Source organism: Alloactinosynnema sp. L-07, assembly GCF_900070365.1.
GTDB lineage: Bacteria > Actinomycetota > Actinomycetes > Mycobacteriales > Pseudonocardiaceae > Actinokineospora.
Genome location: NZ_LN850107.1, coordinates 1,531,975 through 1,550,298, shown reverse-complemented (window position 1 = coordinate 1,550,298; position 18,324 = coordinate 1,531,975). Strand labels below are relative to the sequence as shown.

At 69.0% G+C, this 18,324-nt stretch carries 15 protein-coding genes and 2 pseudogenes; 8 read left to right on the top strand and 9 right to left on the bottom strand.

Annotated features, from left to right (window positions below):
* Nucleotides 1-411: 411 nt before the first annotated feature.
* Nucleotides 412-3,207: a LuxR C-terminal-related transcriptional regulator gene (locus BN1701_RS07425; RefSeq protein ID WP_197672059.1), complete on the bottom strand. Its 2,796-nt coding sequence runs from the start codon at nucleotides 3,205-3,207 to the stop codon at nucleotides 412-414.
* A 136-nt stretch (nucleotides 3,208-3,343) separates the two neighbouring features.
* On the opposite strand from BN1701_RS07425, the gene BN1701_RS07420 reads away from it, so the two are divergent.
* From BN1701_RS07420 to BN1701_RS07410, 3 genes are read left to right on the top strand one after another with little or no spacing between them, the layout of a single operon-like run.
* Entirely contained in the window at nucleotides 3,344-3,694 is a 351-nt protein-coding gene (locus BN1701_RS07420; RefSeq protein WP_197672058.1) for a VOC family protein, read from the top strand.
* Nucleotides 3,695-3,726: 32 nt separating this feature from the next.
* On the top strand, nucleotides 3,727-4,176 hold the full coding sequence (locus BN1701_RS07415; RefSeq protein WP_054046748.1) for an iron chaperone: 450 nt from the start codon (nucleotides 3,727-3,729) through the stop codon (nucleotides 4,174-4,176).
* 4 nt (nucleotides 4,177-4,180) lie between these two features.
* Nucleotides 4,181-4,624, top strand: coding sequence for a pyridoxamine 5'-phosphate oxidase family protein (locus BN1701_RS07410; protein WP_054046746.1), 444 nt, complete (start codon nucleotides 4,181-4,183; stop codon nucleotides 4,622-4,624).
* 9 nt (nucleotides 4,625-4,633) lie between these two features.
* On the opposite strand, the gene BN1701_RS07405 is transcribed toward BN1701_RS07410, so the two are convergent.
* Together BN1701_RS07405 and BN1701_RS07400 are read right to left on the bottom strand one after the other, a co-directional pair.
* Complete coding sequence (locus tag BN1701_RS07405) at nucleotides 4,634-5,086, bottom strand: hypothetical protein (protein WP_054046744.1); 453 nt, start codon at nucleotides 5,084-5,086, stop codon at nucleotides 4,634-4,636.
* 2 nt (nucleotides 5,087-5,088) lie between these two features.
* Complete coding sequence (locus tag BN1701_RS07400) at nucleotides 5,089-6,303, bottom strand: hypothetical protein (RefSeq protein WP_054046742.1); 1,215 nt, start codon at nucleotides 6,301-6,303, stop codon at nucleotides 5,089-5,091.
* 83 nt (nucleotides 6,304-6,386) lie between these two features.
* Between BN1701_RS07400 and BN1701_RS07395 the strand changes: the two genes are divergently transcribed.
* The gene (locus tag BN1701_RS07395; protein ID WP_157367808.1) at nucleotides 6,387-6,947 is read left to right on the top strand and encodes an EF-hand domain-containing protein; all 561 of its coding nucleotides are present in this window, start codon (nucleotides 6,387-6,389) and stop codon (nucleotides 6,945-6,947) included.
* Nucleotides 6,948-6,995: 48 nt separating this feature from the next.
* Here BN1701_RS07395 and BN1701_RS07390 read toward each other — a convergent pair whose 3' ends face one another.
* From BN1701_RS07390 to ppdK, 3 genes are all read right to left on the bottom strand, one after another.
* Entirely contained in the window at nucleotides 6,996-7,835 is an 840-nt protein-coding gene (locus tag BN1701_RS07390) for a hypothetical protein (RefSeq protein WP_054046739.1), read from the bottom strand.
* Nucleotides 7,836-7,848: 13 nt separating this feature from the next.
* Nucleotides 7,849-8,508 carry a hypothetical protein gene (locus tag BN1701_RS07385; RefSeq protein ID WP_157367807.1) on the bottom strand — a complete coding sequence of 220 codons (660 nt, stop codon included), beginning with the start codon at nucleotides 8,506-8,508 and terminating at the stop codon, nucleotides 7,849-7,851.
* Nucleotides 8,509-8,700: 192 nt separating this feature from the next.
* Complete coding sequence (gene ppdK / locus BN1701_RS07380; protein WP_054046733.1) at nucleotides 8,701-11,397, bottom strand: pyruvate, phosphate dikinase; 2,697 nt, start codon at nucleotides 11,395-11,397, stop codon at nucleotides 8,701-8,703.
* A gap of 106 nt (nucleotides 11,398-11,503) precedes the next feature.
* Between ppdK and BN1701_RS34005 the strand changes: the two are divergent.
* Nucleotides 11,504-12,109 (top strand): annotated as a pseudogene (locus BN1701_RS34005) (TIGR02206 family membrane protein); the annotation flags it as partial.
* A 13-nt stretch (nucleotides 12,110-12,122) separates the two neighbouring features.
* Here BN1701_RS34005 and BN1701_RS37145 read toward each other — a convergent pair.
* The gene (locus tag BN1701_RS37145; protein ID WP_054046731.1) at nucleotides 12,123-12,983 is read right to left on the bottom strand and encodes an aldo/keto reductase; all 861 of its coding nucleotides are present in this window, start codon (nucleotides 12,981-12,983) and stop codon (nucleotides 12,123-12,125) included.
* Between the two features lie 107 nt (nucleotides 12,984-13,090).
* Nucleotides 13,091-14,128 (bottom strand): putative adhesin, encoded by a 1,038-nt coding sequence (locus BN1701_RS07370; protein WP_369800503.1) that lies wholly within the window; start codon nucleotides 14,126-14,128, stop codon nucleotides 13,091-13,093.
* Nucleotides 14,129-14,400: 272 nt separating this feature from the next.
* On the opposite strand from BN1701_RS07370, the gene BN1701_RS07365 reads away from it, so the two are divergent.
* The 3 genes and pseudogenes from BN1701_RS07365 (at nucleotide 14,401) to BN1701_RS07360 (ending at nucleotide 17,550) form a co-directional block, all read left to right on the top strand.
* Nucleotides 14,401-16,245 (top strand): FAD/NAD(P)-binding protein, encoded by a 1,845-nt coding sequence (locus BN1701_RS07365; protein WP_054046726.1) that lies wholly within the window; start codon nucleotides 14,401-14,403, stop codon nucleotides 16,243-16,245.
* Between the two features lie 96 nt (nucleotides 16,246-16,341).
* Nucleotides 16,342-16,560, top strand: a pseudogene (locus BN1701_RS37140) (PEP-utilizing enzyme); the annotation flags it as partial.
* A gap of 15 nt (nucleotides 16,561-16,575) precedes the next feature.
* The gene (locus BN1701_RS07360; protein WP_054046724.1) at nucleotides 16,576-17,550 is read left to right on the top strand and encodes a putative PEP-binding protein; all 975 of its coding nucleotides are present in this window, start codon (nucleotides 16,576-16,578) and stop codon (nucleotides 17,548-17,550) included.
* 17 nt (nucleotides 17,551-17,567) lie between these two features.
* On the opposite strand, the gene BN1701_RS07355 is transcribed toward BN1701_RS07360, so the two are convergent.
* A complete protein-coding gene (locus BN1701_RS07355) occupies nucleotides 17,568-18,098 on the bottom strand; it encodes a hypothetical protein (RefSeq protein WP_054046722.1) in 531 nt (176 codons plus the stop codon).
* Between the last annotated feature and the right edge of the window lie 226 nt (nucleotides 18,099-18,324).

Below are 18,324 nucleotides of genomic sequence, written 5' to 3'. Positions count from 1 at the left end.
AGACGCTAGAAAACGAGGGAGCGACCCCAGCAGTCGAAGCACGAACGAGCCCACCTATGCGCGCTCTGCTTGTGCGTCCAATTGGGACGCTCGGCCGTCGATCATCGCACGTAGGCCAACGGTGAAGGATAGGTCGGCCACTGCGAGGTTTCTCGCTTTGGCTCGCTTGTTGCGGGCGGCTACGGCCGAGGCGAAGGTCGGCACGACTTGGGCGTGTAGGCCGGGATCGAACATCGTCGCCGGCGCGACGGCATCCAGGGCCGAACCGAGCACAAAGGACTCAATTGCCACAATCGCATCGATGACCGCGTCAAGTGACCAGGAGACCGGCGGCTTGGGCGAGATCGCCGTGGTCTACGACCGCGCCCGCTGAGCACCCGCAGTATCCCTTGTGGACACCGTGCTGCCTGATCATGCGTGTGGACCGGCCATCGGGGCCAGTTCGATGTCGGCCAGGGCCGCCGCGCCGGTCTCGGCGTGGTCGCCGCCGGTGAGCACGAGCGTCCGCGCCCACTGGTAGCGGCAGCCCGCGACGTCGAAAGCCGCGGCGGCGGCCAGCATCCGGTCCTGGTCGCCATCGAGCAGAGCCGCCGCCCGCTCCAGTTGGGCGTCGGCGATCGGATTGCCCGCCACGACCGCCCGGGCGGCGTCGATGCGGTGCCGCGCGTCGGGAGACCCGGTGAGCGCGGCCGCCTCGGCGCGCAGCGCGAGGTACCAGTGCCGCCACACCCAGATGACCCACTCGTCCATCTCGTCGGGTTCGTCGGCCACCCTCGCCAAGGCCTGGTCGGCCTGACCTTGGTGCAGCAGGGCGATTGCGTCGAATACCGCGCCGTAGCCCGCTTTCTGATCCGGCGCGATACCGAGCTCGTCGACGACGGCCAGCCACTCGGCTCTCGCCCGGTCGTCGCCGCGCAGGCCATGGACCATCGCCACAGCGGCCGCCGCCATGGCGAGGTTGGGCGCGTGCAGGCTCTCGGAGCGCTCCCACGCGTCGAGGAATCGTCTGCTGCCCGCGAGCACGTCGGCGACATTGCCCGCCAGCGCGTCCGCCACCAGCAGCCGGGACGTGGCGAAGTCGCCTCGCTCGGCCAGCAGGGGCAAGTCGCGAAGCTGCTCGCCCCACCGGCGGGCCCCGGCGATGTCACCCACGCCGACGCAGGTCTCGGCCGCCTCGGAGAGCGCGTTCACCCGCTCAAGCGCGCTGGCGGGCGTCACGGGTGCCGAGGCGAGCAACTCGACTCGCCTGCGGGTAGTTGCCGCGGTGGCGAAGGTGTCGCCCGCCCAGCACTGGGCGGCGGTGAGCGCGTCGAGCGCCGCGCTCTGGGCGAGCGGATCGCCGGTGCCCCGCGCCAGGTCCACTGCCTTCTCGGCGCGCGCGATCGCCTTCGGCACCGTCGAATCGGCGGCCTCGCTGAGGACCCCGCACTCGGCCAGCGCTATCGCGGCCGCGGCTAGCGGCTCGTCGTCCGCCAGTTCGCGGGCAGCGGTCAGCAGCGCCGCCGCCGCACCCGGCGGTGGCGGCTGGGCGAACGCGCCCGCGAACCGATAGCCGGTGGCCGCGGCCGTGGCCAGGTCGTGGGCGGCCCCGGCGGTGTCCCCCGCGGTCCGCGCCGAGTCCGCGGCGGCGCGGTGGAGCCGGTACATGTCCTCGCCGCGCATCCGGCAGCCCGCCACGGCTGCGGCGTGCCGGAGCGCTGCCCCGGCGATGACCGGGGCATCGGCGAGCGACGCCGCCTGTTCGTAACGCTGCTGGGCCTCGCCGACCAGGTTCCGGCTGAAAGTCAGCTGGGCCAAGGAGAGTGCCAGGTCGCACGCGTCGGCCCGGTGATCGGGCTCGCCTGCCGCCCACCCGAGCGCGGCCCGGATGTCATCGGCCGCCGCGTCGAACCTGGCCCGCCACGCCCCGGTGCCGGGCGACGTGTCCCGCGCCAGCTCGGTGGCGATCGTCGAGCACCAGCGCAGGTGGCGGGACCGGACATCGGCGAGCTCGCCCGCACTGGACAGTTGCTCGACGCCGAATTGGCGGATGGTCTCCAGCGTGCGATAGCGCGTGCCGCCCGCGGCCGGGACCACAGTGAGCATGCTGTGTTCGGTGAGCCGGGCCAGCCCGTCCATCACCGCGGCCGGTTCGAGCGGCGCGAACCCGGCGACCTGGCAGGCGGCGTCCACCGGGAACGGGGCCACGAGGACCGCGATCCGGCGCAGCAGCGTGCGGTCGGCCGGTTCCAGGAGGGCGTGGCTCCACTCCAGCGTTGCCCGCACCGAGCGGTGCCGGTCGTCGGCCCTGGCGCCGCCGCTCAGCAGCCGGAGCTGGTCGGAGAGGGTGCCCGCGAGGCCGTCCAGGCCGAGCGTGGGCAACCGGGCGGCCGCCAGTTCGATCGCCAGCGCCACGCCGTCCAGTCCCTGGCAGATCTCGGCGGCCTGGTCGTGCTGGTCCGGCGCCAGCGGCCAGCCGACCGCGGCGGCGCGGTCGAGGAACAGCGCGACCGCGTCGGAGTCGCTGTCACCGGTCAGCGACAGCGGCGGGATGGGCTGGACGCGCTCGAAGGGCACCATCAGCCGGGCCCGGCTGGTGGCCAGCACGGTCAGCCGCGGGCAGCCCGCGAGCAGCCGCTCCAGGAACGGCGCCACGCCGTCACGCACGTGCTCGCAGTTGTCGAGTACCAGCAGGGCATGCCGGTCGGCCAGCGCGGCGATCACCGACTCGTCCATGCCGCGGTTCTGCTGCTCACCGATGCCGACCGCCGCCGCCACCGCCGCGCCGACCATCGCCGGGTCGGTGACCGGGACGAGGTCGACGAACCACACGCCGTCGGCGAAGTCGCCGGAGGTCTGCGCCGCGACCGCGAGCGCCAGCCGGGTCTTCCCCACCCCGCCCGGTCCGACCGCGCTCACCTGGCGGTGCGCGTTGACCGCCTCGACAAGCGCCGCCCGCTCCCGCGCGCGGCCGACGAACGAGGTGACCGGCGCGGGCAGACCCAACGCCACGTTGCCACCGCGCGCGGCCCGGCTCCATTCGGTCGCGAGCTGGGCGAGCGCCCGCCGGTCCGGGGCGCCGAGCTTGCGCAACAGCGAGGACACGTGGGTCTCGACGGTGCGGACGGAGATGAATAGTCGCGCACCGATCTCCGCGTTGCTGAGGTGCTCCCCGAGCAGGGACAGCACCTCGGCCTCCCTGGTTGAGATCCCCGCCTGAGCCGCCACGGGCCTCATCCTGCCCCATCCCGTGTGGACTCAGTGGTGGTCCCCGTGGTCGCCACGGATGTCGGCGGGCCGCATTCGGGAGAGGCTTTACCCGTGGCCATCACCGGCCACACCCGATCCGAATCAAGGAGTGACGATGTCTTCCACCCTCGGTGTCAAGACCGTGCTGCACCCCGTCTCCGACCTGGCCGCGGCCAAGGCGGTGTACACCGCGCTGCTCGGCATCGCGCCGCAGACCGACGAGTCCTACTACGTCGGCTTCGAGGTCGAGGGCCAGCACATCGGGCTGGTGCCGGGCGGCGGACCGCAGGGCATGACCTCGCCGGTGGCCTACTGGCACGTGCCGGACATCGAGGCGAAGCTCGCCGAGGTCACCAGCGCGGGCGCGACCGTGCGCGAGCCGGTCGGCGACGTCGGTGGCGGCCGCCTGGTCGCCACCATCACCGACCCCGACGGCAACGTCCTCGGCCTGCTCCAGGACCTCTGACAACCCCGAATTCGCAGAAGAGGAGAACCACGATGACCACGAAGACCAACCCGAAGCACGAGGGTTTCAGCGCCGACGAGCGCGCCGCGATGAAGGAGCACGCCCAGGAACTGAAGAAGGCCGCGCGGCGCAACCCGCGCACGGCCAAGGCCGACGCGGAGGCCGATGTGCTCGCGAAGATCGCAGGCATGCCGGAACCGGACCGGGCCCTGGCCGAGCGGATCCACGAGATCGTCAAGGCCAGCGCGCCGGAACTCACGTCGAAGCTCTGGTACGGGATGCCCGCCTACGTCAAGGACGGCAAGATCGTCTGCTTCTTCCAGAACGCGGACAAGTTCAAGGCGCGCTACGCGACCCTCGGCTTCAACGACATCGCCAACCTCGACGACGGCACCATGTGGCCGACCGCCTTCGCGCTGACGAAGCTGACCCCCGCGGACGAGAAGCGAATCGGCGAACTCGTGAAGCGAGCGGTGAGCTGACGCCATGGCTCCCCCGCCCCGGCCGCCCGAGCAGCGCAAAAAGGACACCCTGCACCGGCTCGACCACGACGTCGACGCCTGGGTGGCCACCGCCGGTCCAGCGGCCACGCCCTATCTGGTGCCGCTCTCGTTCCTCTGGGACGGCGAGACGCTGCTGATCTCGACGGCGGCCACCAACCCGACCGCCCGGAACCTCCGGGCGGTCGGGCGGGTCCGCCTCACTATCGGGTCGACGCGCGACGTGGTGCTCATCGAGGGATCCGCGGCGATCGCCGACGAGATCACCGCCGAAGTCGCCGACGAGTTCGCCGCGAAGACCGGATTCGACCCCCGCGAACAGCGCGACTACCCGTACTTCCGCATCCGACCCGAACTGATCCAGGCCTGGCGCGAGGCCAACGAGATCGCGGGCCGGGACCTGATGGTCGCCGGTGAGTGGCGGGTCTGAGTGTGCGGCTCACTCGAGGGTCGGGTCGCGAGGTGCCCACTCGTACGCACCACCTGGACCGACCATGAGAACAGTCGTCGTGTCCCCCTCGTGGATATCGACCCGCCACGCCTCGCGTCCAGGGGGGCCGTCGTGCACGTAGAGGGGGGTCCCGATCTGGGCGCCCGTCGGGGCCCAGGTGCGGGCGGCCTCGGCGGCTTGATCCGCGGTGATGCCGGTGACGACGGTGGGTGCGCCGCCGAAGGTGCCGTGGGCGGCGACCTTTCCGTCGGCCGTCACGCGGACGAAGCCGCGCAGGACGCCGGAGTCGATGATGGGACAGACCCAGTACGACGGGTGGCCATCGATGGTGTGGACAAGTTGGGGCTCACCCGTTCGGGCGGCGGCCCAGTCGGGTTGGGTGCGCGACGCGACCGTGCGCCGCTGTTCGGCGGCGGCACGGGCGGCGTCGGCGTCGATCATGGTCAGGCGTGCCTGACGAAGATCCAGTTGGTGTGGGTCACGGCGTCCCAGTCTTCCCAGTACACCGCTCCACCTTCGCAGATGTTCGCGTTCCATGGCCACGGGTCGTAGATGCGCACCGCGTGGTCGTAGGCGCTGGCGGCGAAGTTGAACGTCTTGCGCCACCCGTCACAGGCGCGGGCGTGGCCGGGGATGCCGCTCTTGAGGGGGCGGCCCGCGTTGATCTCGGCCTTGGCCTCCGACCACAGGGCGGTGGTGTCGTAGGTGGCGACGAACGAGTCGTTGGTCAGCGACTCGTAGCCGGCAACCTGGTCGGGGTTGGTCGTGCCACCGGAGCCGGTGTTCATGGCGGCGGCGATCTGGTCTTGCGTGTAGTACCAGCGGTGGAAGTCAAGGATCATCTGGCCGGTGGCGACCGCGCAGTACACATTGGTCTGCTGCGCGCGCAGCTGGAAGTCCTCGGACTGGTCGCAGCGCGGGGCGTAGGGCAGCACGCGCTCGCTGTTGATCAGCCAGTAGAACTTCCCCGCCGAGGCGAGCCGCTCGGTCAGCGCCGGGGTCAGGGTGAATTTGCGCTCGAACAGCTCGGGCACGGTCTTGCGCAGCACCTCGACGTGCTCGGCGTCGCGGGAGTGGCGGCGGGTCCGCTCCTGCAGGCGGGGTTCGACGACTTCGGCGTAGTACGAGTACGCGGTCGATCCTTCGAGTTCGTCACCACCGATGTTGACCACCGGCTTGAGGTCCGAGGCGTCCAGGATGACGTCGACCTGGCCCTTGCGTTCGGGGTCGTCGAGGGTGACCCGGACGCCGACCTTCGGGTAGCAGTACATGACGAGCTGGGTGTCGACGACCTTCGCCTTGGGGTACAGCGCGGTCGCGGCCTTGGGCGCGTTCTTCAGTGCCGCGTCCGGGTCCCAGCGACGCGGCCTGACCTCCAGGCTGACCAGCGGTGTGCCGATGGTCTCGCTCGCGGCGATCCGGGCGACCCCCACCGTGCCCTCGCGGCCGTCGAGGTCGACGTCGTGGAACAGCGGTGCGCCGTTGAGGTCGAAGATCGTTCGGCTCTCGCCGGGTCCGGCCTCCGCGATCGCGCGGTCGACCCGTCCGCCGCCGATCGCGCCGAGGCGGATCCGGGCGAGCGCCGAGTCGAGTCCCACGGCCAGGTCCAGCGGCCGGTCCTGGGTCTTGGCGCTCTCGGCTTTCCGTTTGGCTGGCATCGGTCCTCCATCGGGCTCAGCGGATACAGTCCTGCAAGAACATCTCCCCGTTGCGGGGTAGCGTGGCGGTACGTTTTCGTCTGGTGGAGGTCGCTGTGGATCTTGTGGCCAAGAAGCTCGCGCGCCGGTTCCAGGCGTGGGACTACGACGGCAACGGGGTGATCGAGCAGGTCGACTTCATCCGTCGCGCCCGCAGGCTCGCCGTCGGCCTGGGTTACGCCATCGGGTCGCCGGAGCACCAGGTAGTCCACGAGACCCTGGTCCACCAGTGGGACTCGCTGGCCACCGCCGCCGACACCGACGACAACGGCAAGATCACCGAGCCGGAGTACGTCGCGGCGTTCACCAGCCTGATCGTCGACCACCCGGAAGCCTTCGAGGAGCTGTACGCGCCTCTGATCCGCCTGACCATGCACCTGGCCGACGCCGACGGCGACGGCAGGCTCGACCGCGCGGAGTGGCTGAACTGGGCCACCGGGTACCTCGGCCAGTCCGCCGACGAGGCGAGCACCTCCTTCGACCTCCTCGACCACAACGGCGACGGGCACGTGACGACGGAGGAAGCCCTCAACGGCATCCGCGAGTTCTACCTGGGCACCGACCCGGCCGCCGACGCGAACCTCCTGCTCGGATCACTGGATTAGGCGCAGCCGTGGTGGCCCGGTCCGGGCCACCACGGCTTGGCGCCGAACTCACTCGGCGATGGCCAGGTTCTCGATGTACTTCTTCGCCGCTTCCTCCGTCTTGGACTCGACGGAGGCCTTGACCGTCGCGTAGTGCTCCATGTCCAGGGTCTGGTCCGACGTCGCGTAGAAGATCGTCGTGTTGGAGGCCTTCAGGGTGGCGAACAGGATGTTCGTCGTGTTCGACTCGGCCTCGATCGCGAAGAAGACCGGCTTGAACGTCGGCCAGTTTTGGGCGTCCTCGCCGACGACGCCGAGGTCGAAGTTGACCTCCTTGTCCGATGCCTTGTCCTTGCCGAGCAGGCGGATCTGCTCGTTGGCCGAGTATCCGGTCTTCAACACGCTCAGCGCGGTCTCCAGCAGGCCCAGCTGCGGGCCGACCAGCAAGCCCGTCAGCAGATCGACAAGCACCTGGTTGATCTCCAGGCTCGCGCTCGACCCCGTGTACTGCTTCCACTTGCTGTAGTTCTGCACCCAGCCGCAGTAGCCGAGGACCTCGACGTACTTCTTGTAGTACTCGTCGGTCTGCCGGTTGACGTCGAACGCGGTGCGGGCGGCCATCTGCGCCAGCAGCTTTGTCCGCATGACCGCCTTGTAGTTCGCGTCGGTCATCTGGTCTGGGGCGACGATCGTGTCCTGGGCGGCGGAGTTGTCGTTCGCCGGAGTCACCTTCGAGGTCCCGAAGGTGTCACCGGTCGGCAGGAAGACGCCCGGCGCGCCGGGACGGATTTGGGTGTCGACGTCGGCGAGTCGCAAGTTCTCCAGGTAGTCCACCGCCCGATCGCGCTGCCCGGGAATAGGCAGTTCGACTTCACTGTCGGGCACGAAGCGAGCTTCCTTGGTGATCATCGGTCTCCTCGTTTCACTCGATCGGTGTGCGGTAGAGGTATTTCTTCACTCGGTCGCCAAGTGCTTTTTTGATCCTTTCCTGGATCGTGTCGTAGCCCGGTTCGGTGGTGTCGATCGAGTACTTCGACACCCGCAGGAAAGCGTCGGCCACCTCGACCCACGGGCGCGTCGCCAGCGGGTCGTCGACCGGCAGGTCGGACTTGAACACAAAGGCGACCGCGCCAAGCACGACACTCAACGTGCCCGGCCGCGCGGTCAGATCCGACACCGCGCAGAGGACCGCGGCCTCCTTGCCCGCTATCGCGCCGAACCGCAGCGCGCCCCGCAGCGGGTAGTGCTCGGCGCGGACGGCGAGCAGCGCGTTCTCCGCGGCCGCGGTGCCTGCTGGGAGGATCTCGGCCAGGTCGAACGTGTCTGTGGAACGGGTCACGCGCTTCCACACGCCTGCTTCGACGGCCCACTCGGCGCCGGTCTGGATCGTGTCGTCGAACGTGCGGTACCACTCGTCGCTCTGTGTCCCGATGTTGTACTTCGCGCCAGCGGCGAGCACCGCCAGGAGCAGCACGTTGTCGATCTGGTCGCGATTCTGTACCCGCACAGCGGCGGCGTGCCGGGCACACGCCACTGACGCCACCACCGTCAACGATTCACGGTCGGTTTCGAGATTCGTCACGATTTCGCCCACTTTCCATACCCGTGATCAAATAACGCGAACTGATCCGGTGAGCAACTCGATGCTACTGACGGCGTCATCGGCGACAACACCAAACAGGCACTATGACACGAAAGTGTGGACTACCGATCGTCGACGCCGCGAACCCAAACGGGCGAATTGCTCGGACGAATTGAGTGATTTATTGAGGAACTATCGATGGGCGCTCTCGATCGCGGCTCGGCCCGCTTCCAGCCGTGCGACCGGTACGCGGAACGGTGAGCAGGAGACGTAGTCCAGACCGGCGCGGTGGAAGAAGTGGATCGACACCGGGTCACCGCCGTGTTCCCCGCACACGCCCAGGTGCAGGTCCGGGCGCTTGGCTCGGCCGCGCTCGACCGCGATCTCGATGAGCATGCCGACCCCGATCTCGTCGAGCGTCTCGAACGGCGAGACGGTGAACACGCCCTTGTCCAGATAGGTCGCGAAGAACCCGGCCTCCACGTCGTCGCGGGAGAAGCCCCAGGTCGTCTGGGTGAGGTCGTTGGTGCCGAAGGAGAAGAACTCGGCCTCCTCGGCGATCCGGTCCGCGGTCAGCGCCGCCCGCGGCAGTTCGATCATCGTGCCGATGGGGAAGGTCAGCTCGACGCCATGTTCCTTGGCGACCTCGGCCACGACCTCGACGATCTCCTGGCGGATCAGGTGCAGCTCCATCGCGCTGCCGACCAGCGGGACCATGATCTCCGGCCGGGCATCGATCCCCTGGGCCAGCAGTTCCGCCGCGGCCTCCGCGATCGCCCTGACCTGGAGTTTGAACAGTCCAGGCACCACCAGCCCGAGCCGCACGCCGCGCAGGCCCAGCATCGGGTTTGACTCGTGCAGGCGTTCCACCGCGGCCAGCAGCCGGGCGTCGACGTCGGTCGGCTCGCCGCGTTCCTGCGCCCTGGCGACCCGGACCAGCAGGTCGGCCCGGTCCGGGAGGAACTCGTGCAGCGGGGGGTCGAGCAGCCGGATGGTGACGGGCAGACTCGCCATCGCCGCGAGGAGGTCGAGGAAGTCGGTGCGCTGCACCGGAAGCAACAGGCTCAGTGCCTCGTCGCGGTCTTCGCCCGCTTCGGCGAGGATGACCCGCTCGATCAGCTCCCGGCGTTCGCCGAGGAACATGTGCTCGGTCCGGCACAGCCCGATTCCCTGTGCGCCAAGCGCTCGGGCGCGGCGGGCGTCCTCCCCGCTGTCGGCGTTGGCGCGAACGCGCAGGGTGCGCACCTCGTCGGCGTGGCTGAGCAGGAGGTCGACGGCCCGGACCAGCTCGGCGATCTCCTCGTCGGCGTCGCGCAGCGCCGCGTCGATGCCTTCGGCCAGATAGCGCGACACCGGCGAGTCCACCACCGGGACCTCGCCGAGGAACACTTCGCCGGTGCCCCCGTCGAGGCCGATCATGTCGCCCTCGGCGAAGGTGACCCCGCGCGCCCTGGCGACCCGCGCGACCGGGTCGACATCGAGTTCCTCGGCCCCGCACACGCAGGTGCGGCCCATGCCGCGGGCGACCACGGCCGCGTGCGAGGTCTTCCCGCCCCGGGCGGTGAGCACCCCGGCCGCGGCGATCATGCCTTCGAGGTCGTCGGGGTTGGTCTCGCGCCGGACCAGGATCACCGGCTCGCCGCGCGCGGCCCAGCTGACGGCGGCGGCCGAGTCGAACACCGCGCGGCCGGTCGCCGCGCCGGGTGAGGCGGCCAGCCCGGTGGTCACCAGGCGCCGGGGCGCCTTCGGGTCGAACTGCGGGAACATCAGCTGGACGAACTGCTGCCCGGTCACCCGGGAGAGCGCCTCGTCCAGGGTGATCAGCTGCTCGTCGACGAGCTGCGCGGCGATCCGGAACGCGGCGGCGGGCGTGCGCTTGCCGACCCTGGTCTGCAGGAGCCAGAGCTTGCCCCGCTCGACGGTGAACTCGATGTCGCACAGGTCGCGGTAGTGCGTCTCCAGCCTGCGCATCGCGGTGCGCAGCTCCATGGCCGACTTCGGGTCGAGCCGATCGAACTCCGCGAGCGCCAGCGGCGTGCGGATACCGGCGACGACGTCCTCGCCCTGGGCGTTGGGCAGGTAGTCGCCGTAGACCCCGGTGCGGCCGGAAGCCGGATCGCGGGTGAAGCAGACCCCGGTGCCCGAGGTCTCCCCCAGATTGCCGAACACCATCGCGCAGACGTTGACCGCGGTGCCCAGGTCGTGCGGGATCCGCTCCCGGCGCCGGTAGATCCGCGCCCGAGCGGTGTTCCAGGAGTCGAACACCGCGCGGGTGGACATGTCGAGCTGCTCGCGCGGGTCCTGCGGGAACTCGCGGCCGGTGTGCTCGACGATCAGGGCCTTGAACCGCTGGACCGCCTCGACCAGGTCGTCGGCGGACAGGTCGGTGTCCGCCGCGGCGGAGCGCTCCTCTTTCAGCGTCGACCAGGCGTGCTCGAACACTTCGGGACCGACCCCCAGGACGGTCCGGCCGAACATCTGCAGCAGCCTGCGGTAGGAGTCCCAGGCGAACCGCTTGTCCTGCGCCGCCTCGGCCAGCCCGACCACGGAATAGTCGTTCAGGCCGACGTTGAGGACCGTCTCCATCATGCCGGGCATCGAGAACTTGGCCCCGGACCGCACGCTGACCAGCAGCGGGTCGACCACGTCGCCCAGCCGCCTGCCGAGCTGATTCTCCAGCCTGCGCAGGGCCATGGTCACCTGAACCCGCAGGGCGGACGGCTCGACCCCGTCGGCCAGGTAGGCGCGGCACGCCTCGGTGGTGATGGTGAACCCGGGGGGCACGGGCAGCCCGAGCCTGGTCATCTCGGCGAGGTTGGCGCCCTTGCCGCCCAGCAGGTCCTTGCTGTCCTTGTCGCCGTGGACGAAGTCGAACACCCAATCAGTCATAGCGAGCCTCCGAGGTGGCCGTGCCTGTCTCTAGCCTGCCCCGACCTGGTCACCTTCGCGATTTCTGGCTCTCGTGAACCCGTTGGCCCCGGTAGCGTGAGCTGTTGTGGCGCCCGCGCAGGACTTCACGGCCTATGGCCCGTCACACTGGATCGTGCTCGCGGTGTTCGTGGTGGGCGCCGCCGGGCTCGTCGTGCTCGGGCGTGTCCACCCCGGCCGGATCCCCAGTCGCGTGCTCGCCGTCCTGGTCCTGGCGCTTCAGCTGTCGATCCAGATCTACTCGCTGGCGCCGTCCCGGTTCGGGCTCGACCACTCGCTGCCACTGCAGCTGTCCGACCTGGCGGGCTACGTCACGGCCTACGCCCTCTGGTCGCACCGACGCTGGGCGTTCACGCTGACCTACTACTGGGGTCTGACGCTGAGCGTGCAGGCCCTGATCACCCCGGCGCTGCGGGGACCGGACTTCCCGCACATCGGCTTCATCGCGTTCTGGGGCATCCACCTGCTCGTCGTGTGGGCCGCGATCTACCTGACCTGGGGCAGGCGGATGCGGCCCGATTGGCGCGGCTACCGGCTCGCCGTCGTGGTGACGACGGCGTGGGCGGTGGCGATGCTGCTGTTCAACGGCATCGCCGGGACGAACTACGGGTTCCTCAACGCCAAGCCGACGCAGAGCTCGATCCTCGACCTGTTCGGCCCGTGGCCGTGGTACCTGATCCCGGAGTTCACCCTCGTCTGGGGCGTGTGGGCGCTGATGACGCTGCCGTGGTCAGGCGTAGCCGCTGGTCGTCGGTCAGCCGCAGGCCCGCCGCGGCGACGTTCTCCTCCAGATGCCGGATCGAGCGAGTCCCCGGAATCGGCAGAATCACCGGCGAGCGGTCGAGGAGCCACGCGAGCGAGACCTGCGCCGCGGTGGCGCCCAGTTCAGCGGCCACCGCGGTGATCTCGGTAGCGGTGGCCGACACCGCGGGGTGAACCGGCCGCCACGGCAGGAAAGCGATTCCTGCCGTGGCACACGCGTCGAGCACGGGTTCGTGCTCGCGGTCGACCATGCTGTAGCGGTTCTGCACGCTGGCGACGTCGATGATCTGACGGGCTTGGGCGAGTTCGTCGACGGTGACCTCGGACAGTCCTATGTGGCCGATCTTGCCCTGGACCTGCAGCTCCCGAAGCGTGCCCAGCTGGTCGGCGAGCGGGACGGTCGGATCGATGCGATGCAGCTGGAGCAGGTCGAGCCGGTCGAGCCGGAGCCGACGCAAACCCTGCTCGACCTGATCCCGCAGAAACTCAGGACGCCCACAGATCACGCCGTCCTGTGGCGGGTCCGCTGGGGCCACACCGACCTTGGTCGCGATGAGGAGGTCATCGGGATAGGGGTGCAGCGCCTCGGCGAGAAGCTCCTCGTTGGCACCCCACCCGTACAGGTGCGCGGTGTCGATCAGGGTCACGCCCAGCTCGACGGCCCGCCGTGCCACCGCGACGCAGGCTTCCCGGCCCACCGTCTCGTCCGGCCGCAGGCGCATCGCCCCGAACCCGAGCCGTCGCACCGTGAGTTCATCCCCGATACGGAACGTGGTCGATGTCATCCGCGGCTCCCCCTCGATCGCTGTCGATCACCGTATCAACCGGGGCCGACCGCGTGCGCGCACTGCTCTACCCGCGTGACGTCCTGATGGGACTGACTCACGGCTGATCAGATGTGGAGCGAGTTGGCGGCCAAGTAGTCACGCAGCTCCTCCTCCGCCAACGCGACGCCCCTGGCGACCGGGTCGAGCCTGCGCAAGACGGCCATCAGCTCGTCGCCGACGAGTCCGAATTGAAACAGCTCCAGGACATTGAAGCCCACCGCCCACGACGCGACCGGGGGTTCGGCCAGCCACCGGACCTGCTGGTCCGGCGTCAGGCCGAGCCACTTGTCGATCTGCTTGGCGAGCGCCTCTCGCTGGAAGGCCGCGATCGCCTGCTGTTCGGTTGCGGTAAGGGTGATCCCCACCTTGACCAGGTCGCGGTGCTGGGGATAGTCACGCATCAGGCGCAGCTTGACCGACGTCGGCGCGGCTGCGACCAGGGCGGCGGCCTTGGGCCGGTCGGCGGCCGCGATCTTCGTGCGCACGTCGAGGCAGTCCACCCATTCCCGCACCTCGTCCTCCGAGGCGATCAGACGGATCTTCTCCGACTCGGGCACCGCCGCCCACGCGGCGTCCTGACCAGCCGAACCCCGCGCCACAAAGCCCTTCACCCACGCCAGCAACGCGTCGAACACCGACGTGTCCCGCTTGCCCGCAGGGGTCATGAGCGCGACGGTCGGCTGCTGTGTGTGTCCTTCGAGGATCCGGCAGGACAACACGAGCACCTTCGTCCACTGCCCTTTCGTGGCGCGGCCGAACACGCCGTCGCACGTGTGCGGACCGTCCTTCGGGCACCGCGCCTTGTCCGCGCACAGCCGCAGCGTGTTCGGCACGGCGGCGCTGCCCACGATGAGCTGGGGCGGGACGAGCTGGTTGAACTGGGTGACCGCGCGCAGTTCGTGCGGCTTGAAGGGCGTGTACTGGTAGTTCGGCACGGGGTCGCCCGGGTTCAGCGTGTGCATGGGGGTTCTTGGGTTGTCGCGCTTGGCCAGTTCCAACAGGTTGACCATCAGCAGCGGCGAGCCCTCATCGGTGAAGAAGGTGACCGGTAAGCCCTTCGGCACCGTGATCATGTCCGACCCGTCGTGCGATCCGTGCCCCATCACAACGCCCACCATCGAAGTCCTCCAGCCAGTAGGAGTGCCCGTCCAAGATCAATCGCCGGTCCCTGGTCGGACGTAACGGAAGGCCGCAGGATCCTCGCAGCGGGTCACCTGCGGGAGGGTGCGGTTCTTCTCGATTGCTAACTGTTTCACCGCATGATCGCCATCAATACCCAGTCTGTGTGATCACACGGTAACGTTTTCTCCGGTCATTTCACGGCTTCTGACGTAACTGGCCGTTATCGGCCACGCTGGAGAGGGACGACGACCAGGTGAACCAGTTCGGCCGATCTCGCAGAATTGTCATCGTCGGGGCGGGCCTGGGCGGTACCGCCACCGCTATCCGACTGCTTCAGTTCGCCCGGGAACCGGTGCAGGTCGTGCTACTGGAACGGCGGGCCGAGTATCGGAACGCCGGTGCGGCGTATCACCGGGAAAGCAATCACTGGCACCACGTCTTCAACATTCAAGCGGGCCGGATGTCGGCGTTTCGGGAAGACGTCGACGACTTCGTGACCTGGGCCAACCACGAGGTCGACCGGACCGACTGGCCCGCGGAGTGGAGCGGGTTCACCTTCACCGAGTCCGGGCCCGCGCCCCGGCGGATCTATTCCGACTATCTCGCCGACCGCCTCGCCCAGGCCGCCCGGGAGGCGTTGGACGGGGTGAGCCTGGTCGAGGCCGATGGCGACGTGGTCGATCTGGAAGTCCACACCGGACACGTCGACGTTGTCGTCGAGAATCTCGCAGGCGCTGAGACCGATCGGGTGACGCTCAGGGCCGACCACGTCATTCTCGCGACCGGCCTTGAGCGGAAGTATCCGACCTTCGCGGACAACGTGGTGGATCATCCCTCGTTCGTGCGCGACCCATACTCGGAGACCGGGATCGAGCGGATCGTCGGTCTTCGCCAGGACGCCGTCGTGGCCATCGTCGGCACGTTGCTCAGCGCCTACGACTCGGCGGCGCTGCTCCTGCGCCGCGGCCACACCGGGAAGATCCACTTGATCTCGCGCTCCGGGCTGACGCTGCGGACCTATCCCCCGGATCACCGGCACGACGTCCTCACCCTGCCGCCGCCTCGACTCGGTGGCGACGCCTACGAAGGGCGGGAGGAATTCGTTCGCCGGTTCAAGAACGAATGGAAGCGGGCCTGCGACCTGGTCGCCCGCGAGCATCCCGACGTGTCCCCGGCGGTGGTCACCGAACGAGTCTCCAAATCGTGGGAGCCATACCTTCCGGGAATCCTGGCGCGAATTCCCACCGCCGATCTCTGCGCGCTTCTCGACGGCTACGGCAGCCTGCTGGCCGTACTGCGGGTCGGCGTGATGGCCTACACCGCGGAAATAGTCGAGGAGGCGATGGCCAAGGACGGCCAAGTCGCGGTGATCGCCGGAAAGGTCGAAGAGATCCACACCACCGAAGCTGGCGGGTTGGCCGTCTCCGTCTCGGGCCCGACTTCGTCTCAGCGCGTCGAAGCGGATCTGGTGATCTCGAACTTCGGCCGGGAGTCCAACTATGAGCGTGTCGACTCCCGGCTCTGGGCGAACCTGCTGCGAAAGGGCATCGCCTGCTCACACCGGCGCACCGGACGGGGCGTGGAGGTCGACCGCCACGGCAGCCTGGTCGGGCCGACGGGAGTCCCGTCGGGGCGGGTCTCGGCGGTCGGCAGCCCGCGTGAGGGCGACGAGATCGTCAGGAACGGTCGAACGGGCGCCTTCACCTTCAACCTTGCCGCGATCAAGAACCACACGGTGCAGGTCGCGGCCACCGTGCTCTGCAGGCTCGAGGCCTGCTACGACGATGCCGCCGCGATGTCGGCGGACGCGTCGGATCCGAGGCTGAACGGCGCGATCTCATACGCCACCATGCTCGATGTGCACCGAATGACCGCACGACGCAAGGACTACCGGCAGGCAGTCATCACTCGTCTGGAGGGCAGCCTGCAGGCGATCCAGGACATCACCGCTCGCGACGGCGGCCTTCCGGTCACCGATCGCGCGCTGCGGTCGGTGATCACCGCGGCCGCGGCGGCGAAGTTGAAAGACCTTTCGGTGACCCCGAGAGATCTCCGTTCCATTCTTGGACTTGAACGCCATCTGGAGTCGATCGGCTGACGCGGCGGGTTGGCGAATGCGTCTCGCATCCGAGAAGACGCACGCCCGACGCGACCACTGCGATGCTGGATTCATGACTCGGGGTGGGAGGATGTCGTGAAGCCTCACGAAATCTTTGGGGTCCTGCTTGTCGAAAGCCCAGTGACGAGCGTGTTCGGTGACTGTAATCACACGGGAACCGCAATCGACGATTCCATTCTGGTCGTCGAAGCGCTCGGCCCCGAGCTTTACGACGCTATTGTCGCCGCTTCCGCTGTTATTTGCTCCAGCGGAGGTCGGACCGGCCATATGGAATCCCTCTGCCGGTCGCGGGGAATTCCGGTACTCCGAGTGGACGGGGCCGACCTCGACCGACTGGTCGGCCCCGTCACGATTCGGCTGGACCGCCAGTCGGTCACGCTCGGCGACGCCGAATCGCCTGCCCAACCACCGCGACCCGTCGCCGTCCGCCCCGACGAACTCCGATCGATCTGCGTGGTCATCGCCGACGCGACCGACGTCCAGGCGACGAACGCGCTCACCCCTCGGGTCGAGCAGGTCAACAGCTTCTTCGTCCGCGAGGAGTTCGTCTGCCTGTCCTCGGGCCTGAGCCCGCTCGACGCGCTCCGGGTGGGACCTCGCGAGGCCGAGCGGTACGGCGCAACCATCGGGTCGGAGCTGTGCACGATCGCCAAAGAGCTGCGCCCCGGCCAGCGGCTCGTCATGCGGATGCTCGATCTCCGGTCGGACGACGCCGCTCAGATCACCACCGGGTTCGAGGTGGCCCACGAGACCAATCCCGACCTCGGCCTGCACGGCGCGCGCTGGCTGCTGCGGGAGCCCCACTACCCGCGGGCGTTCCAGGCGCTTCGCGCGTACGTGCGGGAGCGCCTGGGCCCGGACGCCGAACAGATCAGCTTCGCCGTGCCGTTCATCAACGACCAACACGAGTTCCGCCGTCTGCGTCTGCGTCTCGACCTGCCTGACGACGTCCCGCTGTCCGTCTTCATCGAGACGCCCGCCGCCGTGCACGCCGCGCCCGAGTTCTGCGCCGCCGGAGCGGCCGAACTGTTCGTCGGGACCAAGGACCTGGTCCAGTTCTACCTCGCCGCGGACCGGAGCAACCACCTGGTCGCGTCCTCCTACCAAACGCGGCATCCCGCTGTCATGGCCGGACTGCACCAAGTGGTCGCGGCGGCCCGCCGTGCCGGAACCCCGGTCCATGTGTTCGCGCTGCTCGCCGACATGGCGTACTACGTGCGGCGCCTTCCGGCGGACGGATTCATGATGTGCACGGCCGAGCTACGGCTCCTCTCCCGGCCCTGACAAAGCGCCGGTTCGAACTACCAGCGGTGGGCGACGTCGACGACCATCCGCGACCCCGTGCCGGGGCCGTCGAGCAGCAGCACCCGGAACGGCAGGCGGGCGCGCACGCCAAGGCCGATCGTTGTCTGTCCCTCGAACTGGCCCGCCCACGCGACGTGCCGGAAGGTGCTGTACCCGGTCACGTCGGCGAGTTCGCCGTTCGGCAGGAAGATCGCGTCGGTGGGCGTCGTCGGGACCTTCGCCACGACTTCCAGGCGCGCGCCGCCGCGCACCGGGACGAGTTCGCCCGAGCCGTCCTTGCGGATCTCGCTGACGTAGCGCACCGAGTACCCGAGGACGTCGCCGTTCACGTCGAGGACCATCCGGTCGAAGCAGGCGTGCCTGCCGGTGCGGATGGCGTAGAGCTCGTCGGTGGAGCCGGGGTTGGCTTGCTTGGGCAGAGAACCCCAGGTGATGCCGCAGTAGGGCGTACTCGCGCCCGCCGTAGCGGGCACCCCCAGCAGCACGCCGAAGATCATCGCCACCAGGACCACAAGGGAACGCCTCATCACGGCCTCCTGACACGGATAGTGCTGCCTTGAGGACGCCTGGCCCGGTGCCTCGGTTGGCTCCCACCCAGAGATCGCCGCCCAGCGGGCCGTGGTGACGGTTCGCCGGGTCCCGCACCGTCGGCGGGTGGCGGGCACCGAATCGGGTGGGAATTCAATTCGGATTGTCACCGCGCATTACTCACCCATACGTGTGAGCTTTGTCCGAAAACGAGATGCACCCTTT